Genomic DNA, 26953 nt, shown 5'->3' with positions numbered 1-26953 from the left:
CTCATATGTTCTTACATGTCTTATATGGTGAAATTAATTAGAGAAAAATATCTTGATCAGAATCTCTTAGTTCGTAAAAAACGACTATTTCATTAAATACGGTTCTACCGCTTTTCGCCAGATGGCATAACCCGCGGCATTCATGTGCAACATATCATCCACAAAAAGTTCTGGCCTAAGTTGCCCGTCTTTGGTTAACATTAACTGATATATATTAACGAATTTCGTGTTGGCCTCTCCGGCTAAAAACTTTTCAATCAATGCGTTAGAAGCTACTGCCTTTTCTTTAAATTTATCCCTGCTCGGACTCGGTTTAATCGAGATGTAAACAATAGGCACCGTTGGCAATTTTGCCCTAATGGCCTGCACTAAACGGATGGTACGGTTTAAAACAGTATCAGGTGTAACCGTTTCGTTTGGTAAATCGTTCTCCCCTACATACAATACAATCTGCTTAGGCTGGTAAGGAAAAACAACATCGTTTAAATAAAAGGTAATATCGTTAATTACAGCACCACCTATTCCGCGGTTTAAAGCATTGTATTTGGCAAAAATCTGTGTACAATCGTCCCATTTGCGGATAGATGAACTTCCTACAAACAACACCGGATGAAGGGGTGGTTTGTACATTTGATCGTACTTTTTAATGGTTTGCACGTCATCCCAAAAATTAGGTTTCTTTTGGGCAAAAGCAGTTATAGTTAAAAAAGAAATCAAAAGGAAGCTTAAAAATGATCTTTTCATGCGAATAAGTATGTTTAAAGGCTCACAATATACCAATATCCTATTTTTTAGAATCAATTCAATCAAATTTATTACTGTACGCGTGTAAAAAAATAAATTGAAGTTTTCGTGGAGTAGTGCCTGATTCGCCTGCATTGAGTAATGCAGGCAAACAGGTCTTGTTATCATTAACTAACCAAACATATAATGATGAACAAATATAGATCTTTATTTAGAATTATTCTAAATAATTAACACTAATTAACTAAAAGAATAATAAAACATTAATAATCAATCCATTTAATTTTAAAGAAGAATGCTTAACAACCCGTGGAATAAAGCTTTTCACTAAATTATTCAAAGGATTCTCCTTGCAGGCATCACCTATCAAGCTAAGCCTGTTGAAGGTTATTAACAAACAATTTGTCATGATTAATATAAAGGGGGGTCCCGCTGACGCTGATTTTAGAATCTGTCATCCTGAGGGGTAATTTATTTTAAAAATCAATATGAGTGACAGGAGAATTTAAAAAATTAATCTCCTCAGATTATCGTCATTGCGAGAAGGCTTTTTCAGCCGACGAAGCAATCTTACAACTATCGCTAGTAGCGAGCGCTTTAAGATTCCCGCCTGCGCGGGAATGACGACCACTTTATTGGAGTCTGTCAATGGGGTCTGTCGAAAACCCTCTTTCTGTGAACCATATAAGACATATAAGTTTCATATAAGCTCAACAAGTTAATCTATCCCTAGAAAATTGATGATCTTGAAGTTTCTGCGCTCATCACCTTAATCTGCGGGAACAAAAAAGAGCTCAAAAAGTTAACAGCTAGCAGGGCCCTGACTCCGCTCTCCGTAGGAGTCCTTTAGACAGACTGACAAACAATAAACTTAACCCCTAAAACCAGCACTAAACCTGTTAAACTCTAACGATAAAGCCGCAATATGTGCCAGTTTCTGTTTGGTAGAATGGTCATCATCAGGTTGCTTCCTTCGGTCTGTCATCCTGAGCGTAGTCGAAGGATCTTTTATGATAGATACACTTCTAAAGTTGATGATCGACAGGGTCTTCGACTCCGCTCTCCGTAGGAGTCCTTTAGACAGACTGACAAACAATAAATTTAGCCCCTAAAACCAGCACTAAACCTGTTAAATTCTAACGATAAAGCCGCAATATGTGCCAGTTTCTGTTTGGTAGAATGGTCATCATGATCAACATCTATTGCATCAACATGAGGCACATCATCATTTTCTAGGGCATCCTCATTACTAAGGTTACTTATAATCTGCTTAACCAACAATGGATCAGCCTGTTCGGGCTTATGGTTAAGCGAAAGGTATATAGATGTAATAATTGCATTGATCTGGTAAATGGTCGACTGTACCCCATACAAACCATTAAAATCGATATGTTTCCGCATCGGTTCCTGGCTGGCCGATTCAATCGCTTCGCTTAATGCAGATAAACTCAGGTTGGCATTTTTTCTGGCCATGCGCGGAATATTCTCGCCCAGGTTTTCCTTCCTTTCTATCGCCACCTGCAAATAGTGCAAACTATCTTTTGTGGCTTTGCTTATTTTCGCTTTCAATTGGCGGCTGTCCCAAATGGGAAAAAGATAGGTGGCAAAAATGGCAATTACACAGCCCAGCACTGTGAAAATAATCCTGTCGTGTACAATATGGTCGAAATGTCCTTGGTAACTACCCAGCGTTAAAATTACTGCAGGGGTGATAAACAGCACACTTATGGTATAATTTAAACGGTTAAAGGCATAAAAACCCAACAGAAAAATCACCGAAAAAGAAAGCAGTACTGCCGGGCTCTTCACAAAATAGATGATGATCAGTCCGACGGCAACCCCGCCAAGACTTCCTTTTAAACGCTGTAAGTTCCGTTTCCAGGTAATCGAAAATTTAGGTCTTGCCACAATGACCAGGGTGAGAAAAAGCCAGTAACTGTATTTACTCGGTTCCAATTGCCAAATGAGCAAGAAACCAAACAGAAAACAGATAGCCAAACGCAACGAAAACCTAAAGATTGGCGATTTTAAGGTAAGGTGCTCCCTGATCGAAAAGCGATCGCCGGTAACAAACAAAGGATAAGAAATAGATCCGCTCAGTTCTTGTAAGTGTTTTTCGGGCGTGCGCTCATTGCCCCTGATCATTTCGATAATACGCACAATATCGTTCATGTTCGAAACCACTTTTAATACAATTTTACGCTGGGTTTCGTTTAAACACTCCATTTCCTGTAACAGCATTACGCGTTTCTGGTAATATTCGATATTGGTGGCCACCTCACCCTTATAAGCCTTTGCCGACCGAACGTGCCTGCCCAGTTGTTCAAGCTCTTTCGCCAACAATTCAATCAAGGTGGCAATCAGTTTTAAACTCGGACCCGTTGCCAGCGTTTTGCGCACCAAAGCATAATCATAATGTACGGCATTTAACTGCTCATACAAATCGATCAGTAACCTCGCCCGTTCCAATAGCAATTGGCCCTTGGGGTTATCAGGGTTCATGGCGTACTTATCGGTAAGCAGCAGATTCCGGATCAGCTCATGTTTCTGATTTACCTTAATGTGCAGTTTTATAGCTTCCTTTTGCTGCAGATCGAGCGGAACATCCACATCGTAATTTTTGGCTTTGGCATTCAAGAACATCGCGCTGCTCATCAAACATTCGAAAATGGCGTGGTGAAGCGAACGGTAAGGGCGCAGCAAAATCTGGATTAAACTGATCACGTAATACCAAACCCCGCCAACCAGGATATAACCGCTAAAATACAGCGGTCGTTCAGGATGAAGCCCCATAACAAAAGTACACACAATCAGCGCCATGGTACCAATCAGCGATAGTTTCTGCCCGTATACAGCAAACATCGAAAAGCTGAAAGCTGCAATCACCACAACCACCGCGGTGAGGTAAACATAATCTAAAACGGATGAAACGACCAACGTAGTAGCAAAAAAGACAATAATACTCGATAGCGCTGTTTTAAGTTTGTTCAGTCGGTTATCGGGCAGATCGGTCAAGCTGATCAATAAAGCGCCAACCCCTATTCCTTTTGCCGCTTCAGGATTACCCAGGTAAAAGAATAAAATAATGGGCAATACGACGGTAATGGTGGTACGCAGGGCATCAGAAAAGTACTCACCTAAAAAGAAATAAGAAATGGTAGAGCCGATGCTGTTTTTGCCCATGTATATGTTAATGAATGCTGATAATTGATAAAAGTTGCAAAGATAACAGATTTATAATGCATGCATAGCAAATAGCTTCACAAAACCAGATACCAATCTGTTCTTTGGACTTTAGCCGAGTAATTGCGTGTTCATAGCTCAATCTTATGCGTTACTCCAGTGATGCTTCGCTGAATACTACGGAGAGGAAGGGGTTCTTATTATTTCCATGCCCGACTAAATACAGCACTTATTGGAGCGATCATGGGAGCAGCTCCGAATTTTTCAGCAAGTTCTTTTTCCACCTTAGTTTTTATCTCGTCTATACAGTCAGGATGATGTTTTTTGATCTCCTCATAAACAGGTCCCCACTCTACCAAACCGCATGCAGCTTCTTTTGCGGTTGGACTTACGGAAAAAAGTTTTACTTTTTCAATTGATATTTTTGCAAAGCCGGCATCCTTTAGTAATGGTGTGATAAGCGCTTCATTATTCATCGAGGTTGCAAGATTATGCGATTCGGGCAAGGGCTCGTCTAAATATTTCATTGCAATAGATCTGGCAGAATAAGACGCGGCATTATTTTCCAGCTTATCCCAGGTTGTAAATAAAAGCAGGCCACCCGGTTTTAAAACCCGATAGGCCTCTGCAAATGCTTTCGGTTTATCAGGAACAAACATATACCCGAAGCAACAAACCACCAAATCTATGCTGTTATCGCTAAAAGGAAGTTGCTGGGCATCAATATTTCGCCAGTCAATATCAAGATGGCTCAATGTCTTTTTGGCTACGGCCAACATTTCCTCGCTAATATCTGAAGCGATCAGCTTTGCTGAGTATGGAATATGCTCGCGGATATGACGGGTAACACGACCTGTCCCTGCCGCAATTTCGAGCACCACAGAAACCGGAATGGAATTAATTCGTTTTGCAACTTCTACAGCATAGGGTTCAAAGAATAATGGGCCGAAAAACTGCTCGTAACGAGTAGCACTATCTTCCGGCAAATCAGCCGAAGGATCTTTTGTCGAAGTATCGTTCATAAACGATTGGTTTTATAATTCGTTCAAATACAATAAGTGATATTGTGACCCCTCAGGGGTTCGAACCCTGGACCCACAGATTAAGAGTCTGTTGCTCTACCAACTGAGCTAAGAAGTCTGGTTGATTAAATATAGGATTTGATAGGGATATTAGAAAGATTAACCAAAGTTATTTATTCCAATGAGATCATACGGAAGTTACGGTTATGTTGCGTCTTTTACTTAATTTGGCTTTTAACAAAACAGGATAAACAACACTATGAATAATTATATTTCTAGAGGTGGTTGGTTTAGCTTCACATTAGCTAATGGCTGGGCAGAATACGATGATGGGGATGATTCCACTTATGCCTTCTGGAATGAAGCAGATGCATCTTGGACTGGTAATTTTAGGATTACAGCCTTCCAATGGCCAAATGTAACTGACTCCAATGTAGATAAAGCCAGTGAATATATTACCATTGAGGTTTTGGAGAATACAGGTGCGCAGAAAATTATCTTAGGTGAATACGACTGCGCGCATTACAAGAAAGAATTTCAACAAGAGGGAGATCACCAGATTATTTATTATTGGATGACGGGAAAACAAAATGATATATTTATCTGCACATTCTCAATTGATAAGGAACAGGAAGCAATGCCGATTAATGCAAGAGAACTAATCTCGGTTCAAAATATGATCGCCAGTATCAAAATAATCTAGAACGATTGATTGACTATTTATGTACCAATTTGGCAACTCATTAGCATCAAGACAAAGACACCATGTACATTCAAAAACTATCCATTGACATAAAGACCAACACAAATAAAGACCATCCTAGCGCAAGTCTTAGCGCCCGAGGCCCGTGCAAAGAACTGACTTGTGCTTTAAAATAATCTCTAAGGTAAAAATCTATCTATCCAAATTCTGGAAAGCACAAGTCAACCCAACCCTACTACCCTACCCGCTAAGACTTGTGCTAGGATGTGCCGCGCTGAACGCTAAGGAGAGGATGGATTTTTCATTTATAATATTTATAACAAAGCGATATCTCTATTTACTATTAGTTATTATCTCAACAACTAATCAGACAAACAGCTTCCATAATCAATCGACATGGTATCTGATGGAGGACTAAGCCTAATTTTAAATGCTGACGCTATATTTTATAGACAATAGCTTTTTTAAAAAAAATACACAAGATTTATAGATTATTGTACATGTTAAATTTTAGTTAACATATTAAAAAATAGACACATATATATATATTTACATCTACATTTACATATCAATCATTAACCAATTCTCATTACTATGAAAACAAAAAACAAATTAATTCCTCTCCGAACAAGGATACCGAATGTAAAAACTATTGCAATAATTCTTCTTTCGCTCATCGCACTAATAACCTCCAGGTGTGCAAAGGACAGATTAGTAAGCGATGCAATTGTTAGTAAAACCCTTTCGGCAAATTCGCCAGATCTACAAAAACGTCTTGAAGCAATCAAAAAATCCTACGAACAACAAAAGCTACAACAAAAACTCCAACCAAAAAAAATCGATAAGATATCGTGGACACCAGATTGGGATCATCCCAAGATTCAGGTTGTAAATGATAGTGTTTCATATGTTTTTTATCAATTGCTGGGCCAGGTCGATGTTAACGGCAAACATCAAATTGCCAAGCAGATTAACGGAAGATTATACCTGATGGTTAAAAATGAACTGGATTTTTACAAAGCTTTTTATTACGATCCAAAGATCGATCCAAATGAAAAGATCAGTAAGAATACAAAAGAGTTTGACTTGAAATCATTCACTGGTAATTTATTACTGTCCAGTTTGCAAAATGGGGGCAATTATCTGTTAGATTATTCGAATGGCCGCCTTAGCGATTCTTATCGAAAAAAAGGTGTTCTAGCGGTAAAAAAAATGCAGTCAGTTAAAGGTACTACTTCATATTGGCAGCAAGAATGTAATAGCGTAGTTCGGAACTGTACCTTTTCATCACTGTCTCCCAGCTGGTGTGGGGGATCTGTTAACATTGTGTTTAGCCCTACTTGTAGTTGGCCACAGTCAACCTGCGGCGATGTTTATTCATTAGTGGATTCAGATGAGGCAGTTGTTTGCGAAGACGTTTGGTACCCAGATCCACCGACTGATCCAGGTGATGGTGGCAGTGGAGGCGGTGGTGGTGGTGGAGATGGTGAATTTCAACCGGTCGCACTTGCCCGTACCATAACAATTGATCCGAACACACGTCCGTGTTTAGAAAGTATAAAAAATGCCGTGGTTAACGCAGCTGAATTCTCTGTTACAATGGCAAGTCTTTTGAAACAAGTGCATAATGACAACACAAAAGCGCAAAATGCTGTCTTGGCATTGGCTAATAATACAAACATATCGATAACTTTAGGTGAAAAGACCATACCATACCAAACTGTCACCAACCCTGACGGAACAACATCAGTAAGGGAAACACACGGAGAAACCGATCCTATCACAGGTAACATCAAGCTAAACACTCTTGTGTTGAATGAAGCATCAGACCTGGCAGTTGCGGCAACCCTGATTCATGAAATGATGCATTCCTATTTTGTGTGGGGGGCCAACAATCTTACCGGTGAAGAAGCTATGGCGTTTAGTGATCTGAACAGGTATCTGTTTGATCAGGAAGATGGCACTCCCCATCCTTATAATTACCCAGAACTGGGAGCGATGCAACATATGCAAATGGCCGAAACTTACGTGAACTCTATGGCAAATATATTAGCTACTGTAGCAGCTTCAAAAGGCATAGGAGCATCTCCTGATACATCTATATCACTTGGAGAGTATTGCCGTGATATTTTCTGGGGAAGTTTACAGCAGACTTCAGGACTTGATGCGCCTAACGCGGCAAGATCAAAAGCAAATTCAGAGAGAGAATATAAAAACCAAACAGGCTCAACAGGAAAAAATGATTGTCAACCATGATAAAAAATATGATCTTTAGCATCGCAATAGTTGGATCGGCTCATTGCATAGCAACACAGAATACACCTGAATTAAAGGATGAAAGCATTATCATCAATAAAGTTATTGATATAGTATCAGATAAAGAAGTCCGTCCGAAATCCGTTTTCATCAGTGAGCAACTTTTGTCAAATCTTGATCGGTACTTGACTAATCAAGAAGGTGAAAAAAAAAGCGACTCATTATCTTTACTGATACAGGGGAAGTGGAACTATTTAAAGGAGGTAAAGTCGGATTCATATTCAATGGCCTGGAAACAACTTTTGCTTTCAAAAGCTGCACTTGATAAGAATCATGTAGGAAATAAAATTAAAGCGGATGATGTCCGATTAAGTACAGTACAATTTTCACCTGATGGTACGAAAGCATTTGTGGTATATAGCAGGACTTCTAAAAACATAACACAAACGACCGTTTTCTTTTTCTTTGAAAAAAAGAATGGAATTTGGGCTCACACAGCCCATTATATTCCATTTTTTGATTAAGACAATTATAAATTGCTACTTTAAATCAACAGTTCAAATTGCTGCGTTGTTTATCTATTGATAGATTACGCAGCAATTCTTCATTATTAAACAGCCCAGTAGTTTCTTAATCCCTATACCCATCCCTAAAACTATAATGCGTTTGCACATTACAGATTACATAATCGATAATTTCGATGTTTAGCTTTGCGCAGGTATTAAAACAGGTACTTACAAAAAGTTAATCGAGCGGGTTAACCTTAATGCTTTTAATATCCTATCTAGCGCAAGCCTTTGCGCCCTGGCCTAAACAAAGGCATGACTTGTGCTTTAATTTAGCATTAAATTTAGATTGCTTCACACCACTTCGCTACCCCTGCCCTTCAGTTCGCAATGACGAATCTCTCCGCCTTTATAAGCCCAAACTTCGAACTTCCATCTCCACCCTACCCTCATTAAAATATACCCAATAAATGGTATTGACGACAAATAGCGTGATTGGGAAATTTGCCCATAACAAACAAACAATAAAGCATGAAAATAAACAAACTACTATTAATGGCAGTGCTTGTGCAATTGGTTACAACATCCAATTTAATTGCGCAGGTAAAGAAATCGACAACCAAAACGGCTGTTCCCGTTAAAACCAAATATGGTGCATTGGCCATAGACCGATCTAATGGCTTTTATTATGGTTTTTCATTCGATCAGCCAAACCGGGCAGAAGCCGAGAAAAGAGCGGTTGACGAATGCAACAAACGTGGCGGATCCTGTAGCATTGTGCTCACCTATTCGGGCACAGGTTGTGCCGCCTACCGCACCATAAACGGTAATGTGGGTACCGCATTTGGCTGGGGTATAGCCAAAACAAAAGAAGAAGCTGATGCAATAGCAACTAAAGAATGTTTAAAAAGAAGCGGCGGCATACAACCTACCAACTTTGTTTGGAGCTGTAATGCAGCACAAGCGGCGCCATTAAAAGAAATGTACAATGCCTCGCCTGAAATTACAGGTCCGGTAAAAATTGGTAACCAGGTGTGGACAAGTACCAATTTAAACGTAAGTACCTATAGAAACGGCGAGCAGATTTATTATGCAGCCAACCAAAAAGAATGGGAAAAGGTAAGCAGGGATAAGATTCCGGCTTATTGTTACCTTAATTTCGACAGCAGCAATGAAAAGAAATACGGTAAGCTATACAACTTTTATGCGGTTACCGATCGCCGTGGCTTAGCACCTGCCGGTTGGCACGTACCTAGCAGCAGTGAATTTTTAACCCTTATTGCAGCTTTAGGTGGAGAAAAAGTAGCCGGTAAAAAAATGCGCGGAACGACCGGCTGGGACGTAAAAGACTCATATAAATTTGCGCATGGCAATGGCGATAACTCATCAGGTCTCAATTTACTTCACAATGGCAGTGCAGGTGGCGATGAATATGGTGGGGGCCAGTCTTTCAAGTATGGGATATGGTTAAGCTACTGGTGGTCGAGTACTACCAAATCAAGCGGCGACAGCTTTGCCTACTACCTTGACTTTAACAAATACAGCGAACCACGTGTAACCGATTATAGTAAAACCACAGGTGCCGCGGTAAGGTTGGTGAAAGATTAATTCTCGTATCCTAATAATGCTCATATTTCGAAACCTAAAGGTTAGAAATCGCTTACTCAACCGGGAATGATCAAGATTTCCGGTTGATTTTGTTTAAGGGGGTATAATAAACCATATACTACATACATTTGTATTTGAAAATAATAAGGAATTAAAGGGAATATAAGCTGACAGCTAACTATAGGGCTTAAATTGTTTATTTTTAACAATTGGATTGCTTCACCTCACAATTCCTCCCCTTTGGTTAGCAATGACGTATCAAAACCCTTCTTTTAACAATTACCAAAACAATTGCCTTTTAAAAGGGATTATATAAGTACACCAATAACATTTGATATGAAAACGAAAATAATAATCTTGGTAGCTGCCTTTGGTTTAGCGTTGTCAGCGTGTAGTGGTAAAAAAGCCGATCAGGAAAATGCCGACAGTATGTACAAATACACCGATACGAACAAATTGATCGATAGTACAAGCACCGATTCAATAGCAGATTCGACCAGCAATGCTCCAGCCGATGTTAGACGTTAAAGAAGAATAAACAAACAGCTAGCGCTCATACCTAAAGATATGGGCGTTTTTTAATGTTTTACCAAAACCAATCTTCCAATGTTAGGTTTCGCCCCCAACCTCCCGAACCAGTATTAATATGCCAACAGGTTGCTCCATACGTTATCTTCATCTTCGGGGTACAGCCCGATGTTAAATAGCCCTGATGGAAGTGAAACGGACAGCAGGACCGAAGCCAGCCCAAGGATTACAGCCCATTCGCTCCAAAAAACCTTTCAACTCCAAACTGATCTCTTTTAGTTTTCTCTTTAGAAATGCAAACTTCGGACGAATCTATCAAACAGATTGCTTCACGCCACATCACCCCCTAGCCTTCGGTTCGCAATGACGCGTTGAGTTAATATAAACCTCGACTTCGGACCTCCGACCCCTGACTTCTGACTCCAAGCTACAAACTAACCCTTCCCCAGTTCTCCAACATATCGATAAGTATTCAGTTGCACTCCTGTAGGCGTCGTTTTGGTACTTACAAAAGCCAGTTCCCGTGCATTGGCTGTTTCAGAAAAGAAACGTTTGCCTTTGCCTAACAACACTGGGTATACCATCAGCACCACCTCGTCAACCAGTCCCTGTTCTAATAATACAGCAACCACTGTCGAGCTTCCATACACGATCAGATCAGGACCCTCTGTTGATTTAAGTTCGCGAATACGCGTTACGATGTCTGTGCCTAAATCTTCAACGGGACCCCATTCGAGGCTGTCGGGCCTGTGAGTGGCCACGTATTTTTTGCCATTATTCAAACTGTTCGCCATCGGATTATCGCCAGCTTTTGGCCAGTACTGAGTCCAGCTATCGTAGGTTTTACGGCCCAGCAACAGATCGATGTGAGTACCCTGAGCTTCCAGTACGGCTGCCAAGCCTTCCAAACTCCGGTAAGGTGTTGTCCATCCGCCATGCACGAAATCCTCGCTGTTTTCGTGCTGCATCACGCCATCAAGCGAGATGTGTTCCATTATTTTGATCTTTCTCATCTAATTTTCTATTGATTTAATGATGATAAAGTTACAACGGAAGAGCAACGCGCATGAGGGGCAATCGTGACAATAACAAGGCGTTTTTATGACCATTTGCATTGAATATAATAGTTGACGTAAAGTTTTCATATCTAATCACATTCCATTTTACCGCTTATATTATCATTTGAGGGTTTTAACTTATATGGCCTTATATTTCTTATATGGTTAAGTGCTTAGTTGTTTAACTGAAAAGCCTACTGAAAATGGTAAAGGATTTGGAAATGAATGGTTCTGTGCTTTTCGGATATCGCAGCCCCGCCATTCGCTACAATCTTTTTGTTACTGCTATCCTGAGCCGATCGAAAGGGGCAACAAAAAGGATTTCCGCTATTGTCGGGTTTAGTGGGGAGGGTCTGTAGCTTTTGGCAAGGTTGAATAGCGATTGCTTTAACTATATGTTCCTTAAATGGTTAATTGTTTAATTGATTGGCAAAAAAAACTCCTAAATTCCTATCTTGTGATAACTAAATTAACAAGCATGCTCATAGATTTGATACCAGTAATTGAAATCGGATATAACAATCAGGAGCTAACTGCACCAGACAAATTTCCTTATTGGGAGCATCCTGAAATTTGGAACGCTTATCATCAGGAATGCTTTCGAAAAGCGGGCTTTAAAGACAAATTAACGCCTTATTTAAAAGGTTTTCCATTCTACAAACTCTCAGAAATTACTGATAACAACTTAACTAAACTCATCATTGACCATACGCAAGAAATGAGAGATGGAAAATATGAACGACAACAGTCTGCAACATTTTTTGGCGGTTATGTTTTGAATATTGATGGGCAAGACAAATATTTTCCTCAATGTTGCGGAGGGCTGAGTGATATCATGTATTGGGACAGACTTTCAATGCTACAAAATACTTATTACGAAGGACACCCTTCCCCACAGATCAAATTTGATGGCGACAATATCGTATTTGATTTTTCGGTTGACGAATTTGATGAACCCTTCCAACCTACACCACAAGAAATTACACTATCAATTGATCGACATAAACTCAGAAAAACAGTTGAAAAAGTTAAAATAGCACTTCAATATTTTGAAAAACGTCTTGATAAAATAAACGATGTCGAAAAATTAAACATTCAAAACATTGGCGGACTTTTAATTTGGAACGATTAAAACTACGGAATAAGATATTAATAGTCGTCAGTCTGAGCGTAGTCGAAGACCATCCAACTTTGCGCCCTCTGTGCCTTCTCTCTGTGATCTTTGCGGTTAAAAAAGCCACGGAAACACAGAAACATTAAGATTAGTTTCGCTGAACACCACGTGATTCTCTTCTACCCAGGAATAACGATCGTCTTTAATTTCTGCGCCCATCACCTTAAATCTGCGGGACAAAATTACCAACAAGTTCCCCGCAGATCACACAGATATCCGCAGATATTTCTTTATAAATTATCAGTCTGAGCATAGCCTAAAGCCTCCCAACTCTGCACCTTCTCTCTGTGATATTTGTGGTTAAAACACGTTATTCCGTTAACTTCTGCTTAATCCCTTCAGTAAGCTTTTTCACTTTCATATAGCCTGCCAATGAGCTGTTCCGTTTATCAAAATCGATCACTAACCAGCCTTTTTTGGCTTTAAGATTAAATTTATCGCTACCATTTAAATTCACGAACAGATCGATATTCTGATCTAACGGAAGTTCGTTATTCAAGGCGCTATCCAGGTATTTTTCCAGCTTGCCTGTTTTATCTTCGGCATACTTTGCTTCAAATTTGAAATCACTATTGCTATCTGTAGTACTTATTGATAGATAACCGCCACTATTACGGCATCCGTAACCTAAAGCAGTAAATAAAATCGCGATACTGTATATTATATTTTTCATTGTTTTCTGGTTAATTATTTGAAATGGTTAACTGTATAAACTGATTAATTGGAGATTTACCACCCAGACTTCTGACCTCGGACTCCTGACTTCTTACTCTAGACTGAGGACTAAAAACTACCCCCCCGCTCTTCCCCTAATATCATCGGTAGCTGTATTTCTAGACCGCGCCGATTTTACATTCTGGTTTCCAAAACTATAGCTGATGCTAAAATTTGCCCTTCGGCTGGTGTAGCGGTTCACTACGTTCATATTGATGTTCTGATAAACCAGTTTCCCTTCCCAATGGTTGGTAAGTAAGATATCATCCATATTTAGACGTAGTTTTAGCTTTTTGTCCATTAAAGTTTTCTGGATTCCGGCGTTTAAAGCTCCCTGATAAATGGTGGTTTGTTCTACACCCGAAACCCGTGGGGAGTTTAGCCATGCGCTAATTTCGACACTAAAGTTTTGAGGTAAGGTAAAAGAATTGGAAGTAAAAATATTTACCGCAGCCTTACCCGCACTGTATGCAGCACCCTCAATATTTCCGTCATTAAATTTGCTGTAATAAACACTTACATTATTTTGAATATTCCACCATTTTGTAACCTTGATGGGAACATATAAATCTGCAGAATAATTCTGGAAGCGGCCTAAATTCTGGCGGATTACACTGATCACCCGGGTAGCATCATCCTGTTTACTAATCTGCGTAATCATATCACGTGTATTCGAATAGCTCAGCGAAAAAGAAGCTTGTTTATAACTGTAACTAATCTGGTAATTATCAGTAAACTGAGGTTTCAGATAAGGATTTCCCTGATCAACCGCCAGGGGGTCCATGTAAAACACAAATGGATTAAGCTGTTGGTAATTCGGACGGTCTACCCTTCTGCCATAAGAGTAACGGATGTTATGGTTTTCGCTGATCTTCTGATTAACAAAAACCGTTGGAAAAACAGATAGATAGTTCCGGTCTACTTCTTTCTGGTCTGTTACAGAAGTACCATTAGAATGTGTGTGCTCTGCCCTTAACCCCAGCTGAATCTGCCATACCTTCCATTCTTTAGAGAAACTACCATAAATGGCATTGATATTTTCTTTATATACAAAGTTGTTCGATTTACCTAAATCATTTTGCCATACACCAGATACCAACTGCTCAGAAATAAAATCGTTATTCGTAACTACATAGCTACTTTTTAAGCCCGTTTCAATTTTCATCGTTTTAGAAAGCGGCAAAGTGAAATCCGTTCTGGCGGCATACACATTAATCTCGGCATCTGTATTATTTCTTAAACTAGTTTGGTTGGTCGAACTGCCACCTGCATTTAAATAATTGGCCAAAAAGTTTTCATCTTTTTTATTGCTGAAACCCGAATAATCTATATCGAAAGTAAGGCTCTTACCTTTTTTATCGAAATCGTGTTTAATGTTAAAGTTAGCTGTCAAATTACTCGCAGGAGAGCTCGAATTGGCATCCTGCAAAATATAACTCAGATTAGAAGCACCATTTTGCACCGCATTAATATTGGTATTGCTAAAGTTCGTCAGCTTGGTGTTTACCGTATTGGCATCTAACATCACCCCGAAAACTGTTTTCTCAGAAGCATAATAATCTGCACCTAGTTTCCCCTGAAAACCAACACCTTTATTTTTGCGGTCGAAATTTTGCGTAAGTGAACTGGCCAAACCTTCAGATAAAGTGGTACGGGTTAAAAAGGTATTGTTAAACTGGGCTTTGCGTACCACGGCACCATTTCCAAAAATGTTCCATTTACCCTGCCTGTGATTTAAGTTCAGGTTTACGCCGGCACGGAATAAATCGCTGGGTGAATCGGGCATAATGCCCTGCCCGGTATTAACCGAAACCGTACCATTGGTACCATAAGCTTTGTTGCGTTTTAGTTTGATGTTGATGATCCCGGCATTTCCGGCAGCATCGTACCTGGCAGATGGATTGGTAATGAGTTCAATGGTAGCAATCTGATCGCTGCTCATATTGCTTAGCAATGTGGTAATATCAGCACCCGATAGGAAATTCGATTTCCCGTCGATCATTACCATCACACCGCTTTTATTATTCAGTTTAATCTGGTCGTTTTGGCGGTCGATCTGCACGCCTGGAGCTTTTTCTAACACTTCTAAAGCCGTGCCTCCAGTTGCAATAATGCTATTTTCTACATTTAGCACCGTTTTATCAATCTGATGTTCAATAAAAGGTTTTTTGCCCTGAACGCTCACTTCTTTTAATTGTTTGCTTAAACTTTCGATACCGATATTTGGCAATTTTAAATCACCATTGACTGAAAAGTGATCTGTCTTTTTACGCTTAAAACCAACGATGGAGATCGAGAGCAGATACTCACCATTTTTTAACTGGTCGATTGTAAAAGCACCCTCGATATTGGTCGATACACTTTTAACGACCGTGGTATCAGGATAGTTTAAAATCCGAACAATCGCAAACGACACCGGGACAGTCTTTTCATCGACGATTTTTCCCGTCAAAGTATTTAATTTTTGGGCAAAAGAAGCCCCACATGCCATTAAGCATGCAACTAACGTAAATAAATTTTTCATGGCTTCTTCTTTAGGTATGATCGTCATCTCGCCCTATCGTCATCTCGACCGATAACTATCCGGATGAAGTGCAGCGAAACAGAGAGATCTATTTTAGTAAGTTTCTGTTCTTAAATAACTATTATTCAGGGGTTATGCCCAATTCTTCCTTAACTTCCTTAATCCGGTTTGATACAGAATCTTGGTAAAGGGTATCAGTAGGTTTATTGTTGCGCAAATGGTCTAAATCACGTAGCTCTTGCTCTAACTTTTCCTTTTTTAACGCCTCTTCTTTTAATTTCGCAACGCATTTCAAACCATCATCCGTCATGATCCATATGCTAGAATCGTTATGATCATTTTCGCTGTCGTTACATTCCCAGGCCCAGTAATTATTAACATAGCGGTAAGCATCCTGCTTTAAAATTAATTTTGTGCCCACCGGAATTTCAAGGTTTAACCTTACTTCCTGATTTCTCCAAATGGTTCCCTTTCTCAATTGAAACCGCGGACTAAAAATCAGTTCAGCATCTTTCACTACATAATTGTAGCTAATGTTCTGCGCATTTTGCAAGGCACTTTGAAAAGTTTTACCCTGCGATTCGTATTTCTGTGTTAAACGGGTAACACCGGTTTCACTTTTGCTAATATCAATGCGGATATGGTTCGGTGAAACAAAAGGTCCGTCTTCAAAATCATCAACTACAATCCGATTCTTCTGGTTCGCATCAATGTGATAAGCTATACTGTCCTCTTTGGTGAAGTACTTACTTTTATCAATATTTAGGGTATAGGTTGGAAAAGATTTCAGATCAACAGTTTGTGTTAGCTCTGCATGCTGCTTAAATTCTGATGATATTTTAGCGGCTTGATAACCTGTTATAGCCACACCTGCCAACCAGATAATTAACAGCGCAAAAGACAGTGTTTTGTTAATGGCCTGTTTGTTAAAAGCTACCCTGATCGAGAATAACACCAGGGCTAAAATCGGCACAAAGCAAACAATAAATGCACCAAATAAAATCGCCCCCCTATTGCCTTCATTAATAATAGAGAAGGGAAAATATTCATAAATACTCGCATCCCAGAATCCCTGAAAAGCGGCAGTACCAATAATTAACGCAATTAAAAAGAGTACGCCAAACACAACAATAAAACCCGCAATTACTTTAAAAATAACCTTTCCGGTACCCGAAATAAAGCGGCCAAGCCATTCGAAAAACTCTCCAATAAAATTCCCTAAACGGGCAAATATTGGCTGAGCATGTTTATTTACTTCTCCCAAGCGTTCCTTAACTGCCTGTAGCTCTTCATCTAAGTTCTTTTGGAAACCCTGAAGATTTGCAGGTTCGCCTTTCATTTCCATCCTTTCGATACGAGATTTGGCTTTTGGCATGATGATCCAGAGTATGGCATACACCAACAATCCAAATCCACCGGCAAAGCTGATCAGTAATGTAGCCAACCTAATCCATTTAGGATCAGCGTTTACATAATGTGCAATACCTGCACAAACACCAGCTACCACGCGGTCGTCCATATCGCGGTACAGTTTTTTCTCCGTGTATTGGTATTGATAGTTGTTATTGATTACAGGCGCTTCTTCACCTTCTTCTACCGTATCAAAATCCTGCACCTTACCCATTTGTGCAATCACTGAATTTACATTTGCCGAATCTACCACTTGTTTTTTCTGCTCGTCCAATTGCTCGGTTAACAGTTCAGCAATCCGGTTTTCGATATCCGTTACAATTTCAAGGTCATCTGCATGGTTGGCAAAATATTGCTTTACTTCATTCAGGTAGGCCTTTAAGCGTTCGTAAGCACTTTCTTCAATATGAATAATCGTGTTCCCTATGTTTATGATGATGGTCTTTTCCATTTCCTTTTTAATATTTATGAATTGGCTCCTTTTTGTGAAATACCTACAGCATAAGCCAGCTCCTGCCAGGTTTGATCTAGTTGTGACAAAATACCCCGACCATCTTCGGTTAAGGTATAATATTTACGCGGTGGCCCCGAGGTAGATTCTACCCAGTTGTAGCTTAATAAACCATTGTTTTTAAGCCTCGTTAATAATGGATATAATGTACCCTCAACCACTAATAGCTTTGCCGTCCTTAATTCGGCAATAATATCCGAAGCATATATTTCGCCCCGTGAGATGATTGATAAAACACAGTACTCCAGAATTCCCTTCCGCATTTGTGTTTGCGTATTTTCTGCTATCATAATACAAAGATATATGTTTTATATACTACCATGCAATACATAGTACTAAAATAAATCCAAATAAACATATAAATATCTCATTATCAGTTAATTAATTTTTAATAAAAATTTTATGTTTAAGGTTAATTGAATAAAAACTAAGTAGTTATAGCTTTTTTTAGTAAAGCAGAGTCCTGTAATCCTTTGGTTTCTACAGCCCTGCTATCACCTATAGTCCCGATTTAGATACCCTTTAAATATAAAATATTCGATAAATCGGGAGCTATTTGGTTCTATCAGGTTTAGTTAACAAAGGCAACTGCTACAAGCCATTACGCTAAACTTATGAAGTTCTCCCTGCCCGCTATCCTTTGTAAACTTCATAAGTTATCGCGGCGCACTTAACACCATATAAATACTATAGATTTAATATATTTTAATAATTTTGCAGCGTCTTAACTTATTTTCATGAAAAAATCTATTGCCAGCATTGTTGCTGAGGCAAGCGAAAGCGGCGAAGGAACACTCAAAAGAACCTTAGGCCCTATCAACCTAATTTTAATTGGCGTAGGCTTAACGCTTGGTGCAGGTTTATTCTCCATTACAGGGTTGGCTGCAGCCAATCACTCTGGCCCGGCAGTTACCCTATCCTTTGTTATTGCAGCATTGGGCTGTGGTTTTGCAGCATTGTGTTACGCAGAATTTGCATCCATGATTCCTGTCGCAGGCAGTGCTTATACCTACTCTTATGCCACCATGGGAGAACTTTTCGCCTGGATTATAGGCTGGGATCTGGTATTGGAATATTCTGTGGGTTGTGCTACAGTAGCCATCAGCTGGTCGCAGTATTTAACCAGGTTTTTAGCCAGCTTGCATATTTATCTCCCTCCCCAGCTAACCTTATCGCCTTTCGAAACCGCTAAACTTGCCGATGGTTCTACCATTAATGGTATTATTAACATCCCTGCAGCATTGGTGGTGGTATTAATGACAGCGATATTAATCCGCGGCACCAAAGGCTCCGCCATTGTAAATGGGATCATTGTATTTCTTAAAGTTGGTGTGGTATTGGTTTTTATTGCGCTGGGCTGGCAATATATCGATCCTGCAAATTACCATCCATACATCCCCGAAAATACCGGAACTTTCGGCCAGTTTGGTTGGAGTGGTGTTTTACGTGGTGCGGGTTTAGTATTTTTCGTATTTATCGGTTTCGACGCCGTAGCAGCTTCGGCACAGGAAACAAAGAATCCAGCGAGAGATTTACCAATCGGCATCATTGGATCATTAGTGGTTTGTACGGTTTTATTTGGTCTGTTCGGGCATGTGATGACTGGCCTGGCCAATTATAAAGAATTTGCCAATAGCGGTGCCCCTGTAGCCATTGCCATCGAAAAAACACCTTACGCCTGGTTAAGTCAGGCTATTATTTTAGCTATTTTAATCGGTTATACTTCTGTAATTTTAATCGATTTAATGGCACAGTCGCGAATGTTCTACTCCATTAGTAAGGATGGCTTATTGCCAAAGATGTTTTCTGATGTACATACTAAATTTAAAACGCCATACAAATCGAACATTATACTTTGTGTATTTATTGGACTTTTTGCTGCATTTGTCCCCATGAATGTGGTAGGCGAAATGACAAGCATTGGTACACTGTTAGCATTTTTAATGGTTTGTATCGGCATCTTGATCTTAAGAAAAACAAATCCCGAAGCTAAACGTCCATTTAAAGTCCCTTTTGTGCCCTTAATCCCTATTTTAGGCATTTTAACCTGTATTGCCATGATGGTATTTTTACCTTGGGAAACCTGGGTGAGGTTAGCGGTTTGGTTAATTATTGGTTTAGCCATTTACTTCTGGTATGGTAAAAAGAATAGCAAATTAAAGGCTCAGAAAGACAAAACAGAACGATAGGTAATAAACTCATTACTATACATATAGCGTGATTAAGCTGTTTCATTTTCTAGACAGCTTAATCATTCATTGCCCAACTAATTGCACTGATAAACGTATAAATATCAGCGGAATAACAAAAAAATATAAGTTATTAACAATTCAACATTTTTCTTGTGTTTTGGCTTGGGATTTGTCTTAAGAAAATTGACCCTATTAAACTCATTCCTATGCTTATTAAATTAGACACATCAGTTTTCAGGCTTTCCAGGCACAAAGCAGAAAGCGAAAAAAAAAGTATTACACCACTTACAAGAGCGCAATGGATTACTGCTGATAGAATCGTAATAGCAGCGATGTTTATTGCAACAATTGTTGGCGCAATCTTATTTTAAATTTCCGATGGTTGATCAAAAATCTTCAGAAATCATTTCCTTGTTCATTACCACTGCGGCCATTGTTCCTGCAGCTGTAATAATAGATAGCGACCTGAACAAGGTTGCACAATCTCCTGCGGCATAAACGCCTTTGGCAGTGCTTTGCTGCTGCTCATCTACTTTTATTGTTTTTAAATCTGTTAATTCAAAACCGAGCTGCTCGTTGAAGTTGCAATGTTGTTCAACATCCGATTTGAGGTAAATCGCCTTTAAGGCTATTTTTTCACCATTTTTAAAAACAACATCTTCGAGATAACCATTATTGTGCAGTAGTTCAACAATTTCATCTTCTATAATGGTGATTGACTTGGATTTCAGTTTTTCAGTCTGCTCGGTGCTTAGGTGCGATTTACCATTGGTTAAAACCGTTAAATCCTTATTCCAATGGTTCAGGGTTTTGGCCATTTCAAATGCATGCTCGCCATTCATTAAAAGGCCTATTTTTTCATTCTTCACCTCGTAACCATGGCAATAAGGGCAGTGTATGGCAGAAATAGCCCAGCATTCAGCCAAACCCTTAATATCAGGCAGTAAATCTTTTAAACCTGTGGCCAACAATATTGTTCGTGCAGTAAAATTTTCACCGTTTTCTACGCCAATCTTAAAACCTCCATCTATCTGCATGGCCGAAATGGCTTTCCCCTCTAAAAATCTAACTGTCGGATATTTCAGCACTTCTGCTTTAGCAGCTTTAGAAATAGCTGCGGGCTTATCTCCATCGTGCGTTAAAAAATTATGCGAATGCGGTGTTTGCCTGTTGCACGGTTTACCGGCATCGATTACCAAAACATTTCTGGTCGCCCTACCCAAAGTTAAAGCTGCAGACAAGCCAGCGTAGCTTCCACCAATTATGATTACATCAAAATCCATATCTATATCTTTTATACAAAGATCCGAAACGATTTAACAAACGCAACACAATTGCATTAAATAAATGTCATTTTTATTTTCGGAAGATTGTTGCCTTAATAAAGCTTCCATAATATAGCCGTTCTTCAATAATCAGGTAATTGGCTTTAAAAAAGTAAGGATTCATATCGATAAGCTGATGCGCTTCTACTATGCCCAATAATTTAAAAAAGCCATACATCGATCTGAGCAACAGCCATTTCCACCAGTTTCCACTGGTTTTATTTAACGAAAAATCGACCAGAAACCATAATCCATCTTTCTTTAAACGCTCATTTAACTGTGCAAATACCTTTGCAGCGCGTTGTTCCGCAAAGTTATCAAAAAGAAAAGGTGTTAAAATTACATCAAATAATACATCAGTTTTAAAATCCTCGATACCGATGTTTACAAATTCAACGTAATTATTTTTATAGTTTCTTTTTTGAGAAAGCGCAATCATTTTAGCAGATATTTCTACATAAACAATCTTTAATCCGGTATAAATCTTCGAGAGCTCTTCCAGGATCCACCCGGTTCCACCGCCAACAATTAATACATGGCTATTCTCCAGGATATATGGAAATTGATTGATCTGCGCATTAACCTGCGATTTAAAAAACACCAAACGGCTTAAAGTATCGTAATGGCCGGCAATTTTATCGTAGTTGTTAAGCATAGTATCAAGCAACGGGAATCAGGTATCAAGATTGCACTTTCAAATATAACATTGGCTTTAGTCTTTCTGCTTTAGTCTTTCTCCTTAATGAACAAACTGCATTCCGATTATTCCACATATTGCCTTAAACAAGATCAGGCCATCAATTACCATCAAATAATAGAGAATGTTTTTCCTTCGGTGCATGGAATAGGCTACGTAAATGGTGAGGATAAAAGGCAACACGTTAAATAAAACCTGCGGCCATCTAAAACCTTTGTAACTGGCAAATATGCCTAAAGAAACTAAACCTATAATCAGTAGTGGAATAAGGATACTAAAAATTGTTCTGCGCAGCCCGTAACGTACTACGAATGTTCTTAAATGTCTATTAGCATCGGTTGGATAATCTTTAATATCAAAAATGATTGCATTTACGGTGCAGAACATCCAGTTTTTTATAAATAGCCAGGTCCACAATACAGAATCGTGGTAGCCAACCCCAGTTTCAATTTTAAGCATAATCAGCGGCAGCACATTGGCACAGCAGGCCCATACAAAACCAATTACAAAAGCTTTTAACCAGCCTGTATTGCGCAGATTAAATTTAAGGAAAGATCTGGGCAGTAAACCATAGTAAAATCCTCCTGCAGTGATGATAATGAATATAGCTACCCAATAACCAATTGGCAGCGCCAGAATATGCTGAAAGTTTTGATAAAGCAGATTTATAGCCAACAGCATACAGATAGTAAAAAGTATAGCCTGACTCCAGTTAATAAACTGTTTATGTTTGAAGTACCACTGATTGCGCGGATTGGTTGCAGATGGTTTGGTAGAAACCTTATTGTAAGCGTAGGTATAATAGATGGTTGGTGCCAGAAACAACAGCAGGTAATAATTTAGAGAGTTAAGGGGTAACCTCAATTGGAAGGTAGCTTCGAGCGTTAAGGCAACAGCTAAAATGCCCACGAAGTAGTTTCCAAAAAAAATGAACCTGATAATTTTACCGAACATTTGTCACTGTTTATCGACAGGCAATTTCGGATATATAATTGAATAAGGTAAATAATATTGGTTAAAATAATTGATGCTCATTATTGGAACCTAAGTAGTATTGTTTGGCGATTTAACTTAAAACTGGCATTCTGAAATGACTGGTGATATTTTGTGCATAAAGGATTCTTCACTGCGTTCAGAATGACAGCAAAAAAAAAGTCCCTCAGTAAAACTGAAGGACTTAACTGGACTGTCAGGGAATACAATCGAACACCTGATCTCAGTTTTGACATTTTTTGATAACTTAAAATAGTTTTATTCAAAGTTAATATTCCATTTAAGTCAAAAAAAAATAAAAGTACTTTTCAAAGTGTTTTGCTTTTTTTAGATATTATCAAATCTAAATAGTTCCAAAAGCTATACGCTTTCTATTTTTTGTATTTTTATTCCCAAAATAAATTTTTAATATGCGATTCTACATCAATACAGAACATTTGAGGAATGAAATTGAATATCCTCAACGATATAAGTTTGAAAATCTTATCAAAAGCTCTATTGTTGTATTTCTTATCATTCTACTTTTTCTTTTAATGTTTAAACCATTTGGAGTTTATGATCCGGAACTGAAAATGCATTATTTCTTTATTTGTTTTTTACATGCTTTAGCTCCGGCAATAATTTTATTTGTTTATTTTGGAGTATTGAATTATTTCAGAAAAACGAAGAATCAAACTAAATGGACTTTACTTGAAGAATTCATTCAAATTGGAGCGCTATTAGTTTTAATTGGTACAGCAAGTTTCTTGATGCGAGATTTACTTTATAACAATCCAAACAACTGGTCATGGAATTATTTCTTTGAAGAAATCAGAAATTGTTTTGTTGCGGGTATATTTTTCTATTTTTTTCTACGATTATCAACTTTCTATTTTGAGTCAAAAAAAGGATCGCCATTTGTTCTGCAATTTACCCCGCTGACAGTTAAACCCGAAAAAACAGTTTTAAAATCTGATATTTTTATCACCACACAGGTAAAACAAGATGATTTTTTACTGGATATGGACCAATTACTCTTTGCAAAAGCAGATGGCAATTACATTGAGTTAACAAAATCGAATGGCCATCAAATGACTACAGAAGTAAAAAGAATTTCGTTAACTCAATTTGAAACTCAAATAACAGATTACCCGCACTTATTTAGATGTCACAGAACCTATTTAGTAAATATGTATAAGATCAAACAAGTAGCTGGAAACTCCCAGGGTTATGTATTATCATTTAAAGAAACAGACATAAAAATACCTGTTTCAAGAAAGCAAATCGATAACTTTAATAGCTGTTATCAGCAGCTTCAAAATAAAAACATTGCCTGAGCTTGTTGCTTATCACAAAAGCTAGTTGCTAGTAACAACCCTTGCTCTGGCTGTATTTTCTTGTTGTACGTTTGCCATAAATAACGCAAAACCTATTTATTATGCCAACTGCAACAGCTGTTTCAAATGAAGATTCTGGCTCTTTAAACAAATTATTATATATAGATAATATCAAAGTTTTACTGACAATTTTAGTGGTACTTCATCACACTTTAATTGCTTACAGTTCTTCGGGAGGCTGGTATTATAATGAACCAAGCAGCTTTTTAGGTGCACGTGCTGTTATGACAATGTTCGTTAGTATCAATCAGTCTTTTTTTATGGGGTATTTTTTTCTATTGGCAGCCTATTTTACCGGTTCTTCGTATTCTAGAAAAGGAGCTTCAAAATTTATTAAAGACCGATTAACGAGATTAGGAATTCCTATAGTATTCTATTCTTTTATCCTTACACCATTCATGTGTTATCTGGTCTATTATTTTACAAAAAATCATATCACTTATTTTGAATATCTAAGCGGTTACGATAGTTGGATTGACTTAGGAGTTACATGGTTTGTGGCGGCACTTTTGCTTTTTACATTACTTTATGCAGCAGTAAAAAAAATATTCAAAATTAACTTCGACAAACCTGTGGCAGCACCTAACACGCGTGCCATATTATTATTTGCATTAGCATTAGGAATTATTAGTTTCTTGGTTAGAATTATATTTCCTGTTGGATGGGTTCTTGAACCAGTTGGATTTCAGCTTGGGCATTTTTCACAATATATTGCACTATTCATTATCGGATTACTGGCTTCAAAAAACAATTGGTTCGATCAACTTTCAGAAAAAACAGGCAGACAGCTGAAAAGATCGGCAATGTTATGTTTATTGTTTTTTTCATTATTTTTTGTCATTAGTTTCAAGCTAAACACACCCTCTTCTTGGTTTTCCGGAGGTCTTCATTGGCAGGCATTATTATATGCAGTTTGGGAACAATGGATCGGTATATCGATAATAACAGCATTATTAATTAAAGGAAAAAGAAACTGGAATATTTATTCAAAACTACTTACTAAAGTATCACGCTGTAGTTTTGCTGTTTACATTTTTCATCCGTTTGTAATTGTAGTACTTACATTAGCGGTAAGAAGCTGGTCTATTGATCCTGCAATAAAACTTCTAGCTATTGCTCCATTAATAGTGCTAAGTAGTTTTGTACTGGGATCACTTATTTTATTAATTCCAGGAATAAAGAAAATCATTTAGTATTTTATTTTAAATGATGGGATTAAAATCTTTCGCTGCAATAAATCATTCCTTCGGGATTTTATAAAGAGTTCCGGACGAACGAGATATAAAATTTCTCTTCAGATTTTGAGATTGATCCATAAAAAAATTAAGGCAAGCAATTTGTGAAGTATAAAAAACAACGCCATTGGAATCCAATGGCGTTGTTTGTCTTTGTGTGGGAAATGAGGGGTTCGAACCCCCGACCCCCTCGGTGTAAACGAGGTGCTCTGAACCAGCTGAGCTAATTTCCCTTTTTGGGTGTATTCAAAGTTTTATAAAAAAGCCTTCCAGTTGTACTGAAAGGCTTGGTGGGAAATGAGGGGTTCGAACCCCCGACCCCCTCGGTGTAAACGAGGTGCTCTGAACCAGCTGAGCTAATTTCCCTTTTATAATTTTGTCAAACTTAATGTCCCATCCTCCGTTTGGGAATGCAAATATAGCGCTATAAAACTGTTCTGCAAATCTTTTTTTCTTTTTTTTCAACTTAACAAAGTTTCAAGGATTTTATGTGATTGTACCACCCCGAACGACGCCGTATGTAAGGTATAGAAAACCAATATCTTATCTAACAGAAACCGTCGCTGTGTATTGCTCATTTTCATTTCAGAAATTTTTTCGAGTGGCGTATTAAAAAGCGAAATAAACCCGATGGCATCTTCCAATTGCAGATAATTGGAGTGGATTGGCAATCTGGAAGTAAACTCGCCCTCTTGCAGATCGAAATAAATCTGATCATTTCTCCTTTTCTCATTTGGCGAGAAACCTAAAAAACGGGTAAGTTTTAATAAAAACGACAAATGAAAATTGGGATTGATCTCTTCAATTTCATCAAACCAGGCAATCGAATTAAAAATATAATCGAATAAACTCTCATCGGCTGATTGTTGCCTGATGCTTTTATACAATACCTCATTTAAAAAAATAACGATACTGGTTTTAATCATATCGTAAGGGATGCTTTTAAAAACAGGCGTTTGCCGAACTTCAGATACCCTTTGAATATTGGTATTTGCTTTATGATAAACCACCATATCCAATAAATGGAGCGATTGCAGCATGTTCATCTTAATCTTCGCTTTTGGCTTTTTAACACCATTAATGAGGTAAGACTGCATCCCGAATTTATCGGTAAGCACCTGCACTACTACACTGCTTTCACTGTAATTGGTGGTCTTTAAAACAATGCCCCTAACTTTATGCAACATCCGGTTA

Annotated in this window: 22 protein-coding genes and 3 tRNA genes; 10 read left to right on the top strand and 15 right to left on the bottom strand. The window is 38.4% G+C overall.

The window, feature by feature from the left end:
• Positions 1-84: 84 nt before the first annotated feature.
• The 4 genes from ACTJKN_RS17245 to ACTJKN_RS17230 all read right to left on the bottom strand — a co-directional run bounded on the left by ACTJKN_RS17245 (position 85) and on the right by ACTJKN_RS17230 (position 5067).
• Entirely contained in the window at positions 85-744 is a 660-nt protein-coding gene (locus ACTJKN_RS17245; protein ID WP_440826932.1) for a GDSL-type esterase/lipase family protein, read from the bottom strand.
• A gap of 1101 nt (positions 745-1845) precedes the next feature.
• Positions 1846-3927: an FUSC family membrane protein gene (locus ACTJKN_RS17240; protein ID WP_440826931.1), complete on the bottom strand. Its 2082-nt coding sequence runs from the start codon at positions 3925-3927 to the stop codon at positions 1846-1848.
• Between the two features lie 200 nt (positions 3928-4127).
• Positions 4128-4949 carry a class I SAM-dependent methyltransferase gene (locus tag ACTJKN_RS17235; RefSeq protein WP_440826929.1) on the bottom strand — a complete coding sequence of 274 codons (822 nt, stop codon included), beginning with the start codon at positions 4947-4949 and terminating at the stop codon, positions 4128-4130.
• A 45-nt stretch (positions 4950-4994) separates the two neighbouring features.
• A tRNA-Lys gene (locus ACTJKN_RS17230) sits at positions 4995-5067 on the bottom strand.
• Positions 5068-5208: 141 nt separating this feature from the next.
• Between ACTJKN_RS17230 and ACTJKN_RS17225 the strand changes: the two genes are divergently transcribed.
• The 5 genes from ACTJKN_RS17225 (at position 5209) to ACTJKN_RS17205 (ending at position 10550) form a co-directional block, all read left to right on the top strand.
• The gene (locus ACTJKN_RS17225; RefSeq protein WP_440826927.1) at positions 5209-5652 is read left to right on the top strand and encodes a DUF3805 domain-containing protein; all 444 of its coding nucleotides are present in this window, start codon (positions 5209-5211) and stop codon (positions 5650-5652) included.
• Positions 5653-6246: 594 nt separating this feature from the next.
• A complete protein-coding gene (locus ACTJKN_RS17220) occupies positions 6247-7908 on the top strand; it encodes a hypothetical protein (protein WP_440826925.1) in 1662 nt (553 codons plus the stop codon).
• The gene (locus ACTJKN_RS17215) at positions 7905-8432 is read left to right on the top strand and encodes a hypothetical protein (RefSeq protein ID WP_440826923.1); all 528 of its coding nucleotides are present in this window, start codon (positions 7905-7907) and stop codon (positions 8430-8432) included. The genes ACTJKN_RS17220 and ACTJKN_RS17215 overlap by 4 nt, the downstream gene beginning before the upstream one ends.
• Positions 8433-8945: 513 nt before the next feature.
• Entirely contained in the window at positions 8946-10022 is a 1077-nt protein-coding gene (locus ACTJKN_RS17210) for an FISUMP domain-containing protein (protein ID WP_440826921.1), read from the top strand.
• Between the two features lie 336 nt (positions 10023-10358).
• The gene (locus tag ACTJKN_RS17205; RefSeq protein WP_440826920.1) at positions 10359-10550 is read left to right on the top strand and encodes a hypothetical protein; all 192 of its coding nucleotides are present in this window, start codon (positions 10359-10361) and stop codon (positions 10548-10550) included.
• 434 nt (positions 10551-10984) lie between these two features.
• Here ACTJKN_RS17205 and ACTJKN_RS17200 read toward each other — a convergent pair whose 3' ends face one another.
• Positions 10985-11545, bottom strand: a complete 561-nt coding sequence (locus tag ACTJKN_RS17200) for a dihydrofolate reductase family protein (RefSeq protein ID WP_440827161.1) — start codon at positions 11543-11545, stop codon at positions 10985-10987.
• Positions 11546-12086: 541 nt separating this feature from the next.
• On the opposite strand from ACTJKN_RS17200, the gene ACTJKN_RS17195 reads away from it, so the two are divergent.
• Entirely contained in the window at positions 12087-12740 is a 654-nt protein-coding gene (locus tag ACTJKN_RS17195; RefSeq protein ID WP_440826918.1) for a hypothetical protein, read from the top strand.
• A 352-nt stretch (positions 12741-13092) separates the two neighbouring features.
• Here the strand turns inward: ACTJKN_RS17195 and ACTJKN_RS17190 are convergent, their stop codons facing one another.
• From ACTJKN_RS17190 to ACTJKN_RS17175, 4 genes are all read right to left on the bottom strand, one after another.
• Positions 13093-13455 (bottom strand): hypothetical protein, encoded by a 363-nt coding sequence (locus tag ACTJKN_RS17190; RefSeq protein WP_440826916.1) that lies wholly within the window; start codon positions 13453-13455, stop codon positions 13093-13095.
• Between the two features lie 117 nt (positions 13456-13572).
• Positions 13573-16020 (bottom strand): TonB-dependent receptor domain-containing protein, encoded by a 2448-nt coding sequence (locus ACTJKN_RS17185; protein ID WP_440826914.1) that lies wholly within the window; start codon positions 16018-16020, stop codon positions 13573-13575.
• Between the two features lie 121 nt (positions 16021-16141).
• The gene (locus ACTJKN_RS17180; RefSeq protein WP_440826912.1) at positions 16142-17881 is read right to left on the bottom strand and encodes a PspC domain-containing protein; all 1740 of its coding nucleotides are present in this window, start codon (positions 17879-17881) and stop codon (positions 16142-16144) included.
• Positions 17882-17895: 14 nt separating this feature from the next.
• Positions 17896-18231 carry a PadR family transcriptional regulator gene (locus ACTJKN_RS17175; protein ID WP_029275299.1) on the bottom strand — a complete coding sequence of 112 codons (336 nt, stop codon included), beginning with the start codon at positions 18229-18231 and terminating at the stop codon, positions 17896-17898.
• A gap of 447 nt (positions 18232-18678) precedes the next feature.
• Here ACTJKN_RS17175 and ACTJKN_RS17170 point away from each other — a divergent pair, with 447 nt between their 5' ends.
• Positions 18679-20130 (top strand): amino acid permease, encoded by a 1452-nt coding sequence (locus ACTJKN_RS17170; RefSeq protein WP_440826910.1) that lies wholly within the window; start codon positions 18679-18681, stop codon positions 20128-20130.
• A 209-nt stretch (positions 20131-20339) separates the two neighbouring features.
• A complete protein-coding gene (locus ACTJKN_RS17165) occupies positions 20340-20504 on the top strand; it encodes a hypothetical protein (RefSeq protein WP_215130492.1) in 165 nt (54 codons plus the stop codon).
• Positions 20505-20519: 15 nt separating this feature from the next.
• Here the strand turns inward: ACTJKN_RS17165 and ACTJKN_RS17160 are convergent, their stop codons facing one another.
• From ACTJKN_RS17160 to ACTJKN_RS17150, 3 genes are all read right to left on the bottom strand, one after another.
• Positions 20520-21416, bottom strand: coding sequence for an NAD(P)/FAD-dependent oxidoreductase (locus tag ACTJKN_RS17160; RefSeq protein WP_440826907.1), 897 nt, complete (start codon positions 21414-21416; stop codon positions 20520-20522).
• A 73-nt stretch (positions 21417-21489) separates the two neighbouring features.
• Positions 21490-22113, bottom strand: coding sequence for a class I SAM-dependent methyltransferase (locus tag ACTJKN_RS17155; protein WP_440826904.1), 624 nt, complete (start codon positions 22111-22113; stop codon positions 21490-21492).
• An 84-nt stretch (positions 22114-22197) separates the two neighbouring features.
• On the bottom strand, positions 22198-23109 hold the full coding sequence (locus ACTJKN_RS17150; protein WP_440826902.1) for a hypothetical protein: 912 nt from the start codon (positions 23107-23109) through the stop codon (positions 22198-22200).
• 572 nt (positions 23110-23681) lie between these two features.
• Between ACTJKN_RS17150 and ACTJKN_RS17145 the strand changes: the two genes are divergently transcribed.
• Both ACTJKN_RS17145 and ACTJKN_RS17140 read left to right on the top strand, forming a co-directional pair.
• Entirely contained in the window at positions 23682-24464 is a 783-nt protein-coding gene (locus ACTJKN_RS17145) for a LytTR family DNA-binding domain-containing protein (RefSeq protein ID WP_440826900.1), read from the top strand.
• A 101-nt stretch (positions 24465-24565) separates the two neighbouring features.
• Positions 24566-25717: an acyltransferase family protein gene (locus ACTJKN_RS17140; protein ID WP_440826898.1), complete on the top strand. Its 1152-nt coding sequence runs from the start codon at positions 24566-24568 to the stop codon at positions 25715-25717.
• Between the two features lie 200 nt (positions 25718-25917).
• On the opposite strand, the gene ACTJKN_RS17135 is transcribed toward ACTJKN_RS17140, so the two are convergent.
• The 3 genes from ACTJKN_RS17135 to recO all read right to left on the bottom strand — a co-directional run bounded on the left by ACTJKN_RS17135 (position 25918) and on the right by recO (position 26946).
• Positions 25918-25992, bottom strand: a tRNA-Val gene (locus ACTJKN_RS17135).
• Between the two features lie 55 nt (positions 25993-26047).
• A tRNA-Val gene (locus ACTJKN_RS17130) sits at positions 26048-26125 on the bottom strand.
• A gap of 95 nt (positions 26126-26220) precedes the next feature.
• Positions 26221-26946, bottom strand: coding sequence for a DNA repair protein RecO (gene recO, locus ACTJKN_RS17125; RefSeq protein ID WP_440826896.1), 726 nt, complete (start codon positions 26944-26946; stop codon positions 26221-26223).
• Positions 26947-26953 lie beyond the last annotated feature (7 nt).

The sequence above is a fragment of the Pedobacter sp. 22163 genome, assembly GCF_052045595.1.
Lineage (GTDB): Bacteria > Bacteroidota > Bacteroidia > Sphingobacteriales > Sphingobacteriaceae > Pedobacter.
Note: the sequence above shows the minus strand (reverse complement) of the source record. Positions and strands in the feature narration are given on the sequence as shown.

What these genes read in the sequence shown, in the direction of transcription:
- ACTJKN_RS17160 (WP_440826907.1), bottom strand. Translation starts at nt 21,416, where the DNA reads ATGGATTTTGATGTAATCATAATTGGTGGAAGCTACGCTGGCTTGTCT.
- ACTJKN_RS17240 (WP_440826931.1), bottom strand. Translation starts at nt 3,927, where the DNA reads ATGGGCAAAAACAGCATCGGCTCTACCATTTCTTATTTCTTTTTAGGT.
- ACTJKN_RS17175 (WP_029275299.1), bottom strand. Translation starts at nt 18,231, where the DNA reads ATGATAGCAGAAAATACGCAAACACAAATGCGGAAGGGAATTCTGGAG.
- ACTJKN_RS17185 (WP_440826914.1), bottom strand. Translation starts at nt 16,020, where the DNA reads ATGAAAAATTTATTTACGTTAGTTGCATGCTTAATGGCATGTGGGGCT.
- ACTJKN_RS17205 (WP_440826920.1), top strand. Translation starts at nt 10,359, where the DNA reads ATGAAAACGAAAATAATAATCTTGGTAGCTGCCTTTGGTTTAGCGTTG.
- ACTJKN_RS17235 (WP_440826929.1), bottom strand. Translation starts at nt 4,949, where the DNA reads ATGAACGATACTTCGACAAAAGATCCTTCGGCTGATTTGCCGGAAGAT.
- ACTJKN_RS17190 (WP_440826916.1), bottom strand. Translation starts at nt 13,455, where the DNA reads ATGAAAAATATAATATACAGTATCGCGATTTTATTTACTGCTTTAGGT.
- ACTJKN_RS17155 (WP_440826904.1), bottom strand. Translation starts at nt 22,113, where the DNA reads ATGCTTAACAACTACGATAAAATTGCCGGCCATTACGATACTTTAAGC.
- ACTJKN_RS17220 (WP_440826925.1), top strand. Translation starts at nt 6,247, where the DNA reads ATGAAAACAAAAAACAAATTAATTCCTCTCCGAACAAGGATACCGAAT.
- ACTJKN_RS17145 (WP_440826900.1), top strand. Translation starts at nt 23,682, where the DNA reads ATGTTTAAACCATTTGGAGTTTATGATCCGGAACTGAAAATGCATTAT.
- ACTJKN_RS17245 (WP_440826932.1), bottom strand. Translation starts at nt 744, where the DNA reads ATGAAAAGATCATTTTTAAGCTTCCTTTTGATTTCTTTTTTAACTATA.
- ACTJKN_RS17165 (WP_215130492.1), top strand. Translation starts at nt 20,340, where the DNA reads ATGCTTATTAAATTAGACACATCAGTTTTCAGGCTTTCCAGGCACAAA.
- ACTJKN_RS17150 (WP_440826902.1), bottom strand. Translation starts at nt 23,109, where the DNA reads ATGTTCGGTAAAATTATCAGGTTCATTTTTTTTGGAAACTACTTCGTG.
- recO (WP_440826896.1), bottom strand. Translation starts at nt 26,946, where the DNA reads ATGTTGCATAAAGTTAGGGGCATTGTTTTAAAGACCACCAATTACAGT.
- ACTJKN_RS17140 (WP_440826898.1), top strand. Translation starts at nt 24,566, where the DNA reads ATGCCAACTGCAACAGCTGTTTCAAATGAAGATTCTGGCTCTTTAAAC.
- ACTJKN_RS17225 (WP_440826927.1), top strand. Translation starts at nt 5,209, where the DNA reads ATGAATAATTATATTTCTAGAGGTGGTTGGTTTAGCTTCACATTAGCT.
- ACTJKN_RS17200 (WP_440827161.1), bottom strand. Translation starts at nt 11,545, where the DNA reads ATGGAACACATCTCGCTTGATGGCGTGATGCAGCACGAAAACAGCGAG.
- ACTJKN_RS17210 (WP_440826921.1), top strand. Translation starts at nt 8,946, where the DNA reads ATGAAAATAAACAAACTACTATTAATGGCAGTGCTTGTGCAATTGGTT.
- ACTJKN_RS17195 (WP_440826918.1), top strand. Translation starts at nt 12,087, where the DNA reads ATGCTCATAGATTTGATACCAGTAATTGAAATCGGATATAACAATCAG.
- ACTJKN_RS17170 (WP_440826910.1), top strand. Translation starts at nt 18,679, where the DNA reads ATGAAAAAATCTATTGCCAGCATTGTTGCTGAGGCAAGCGAAAGCGGC.
- ACTJKN_RS17180 (WP_440826912.1), bottom strand. Translation starts at nt 17,881, where the DNA reads ATGGAAAAGACCATCATCATAAACATAGGGAACACGATTATTCATATT.
- ACTJKN_RS17215 (WP_440826923.1), top strand. Translation starts at nt 7,905, where the DNA reads ATGATAAAAAATATGATCTTTAGCATCGCAATAGTTGGATCGGCTCAT.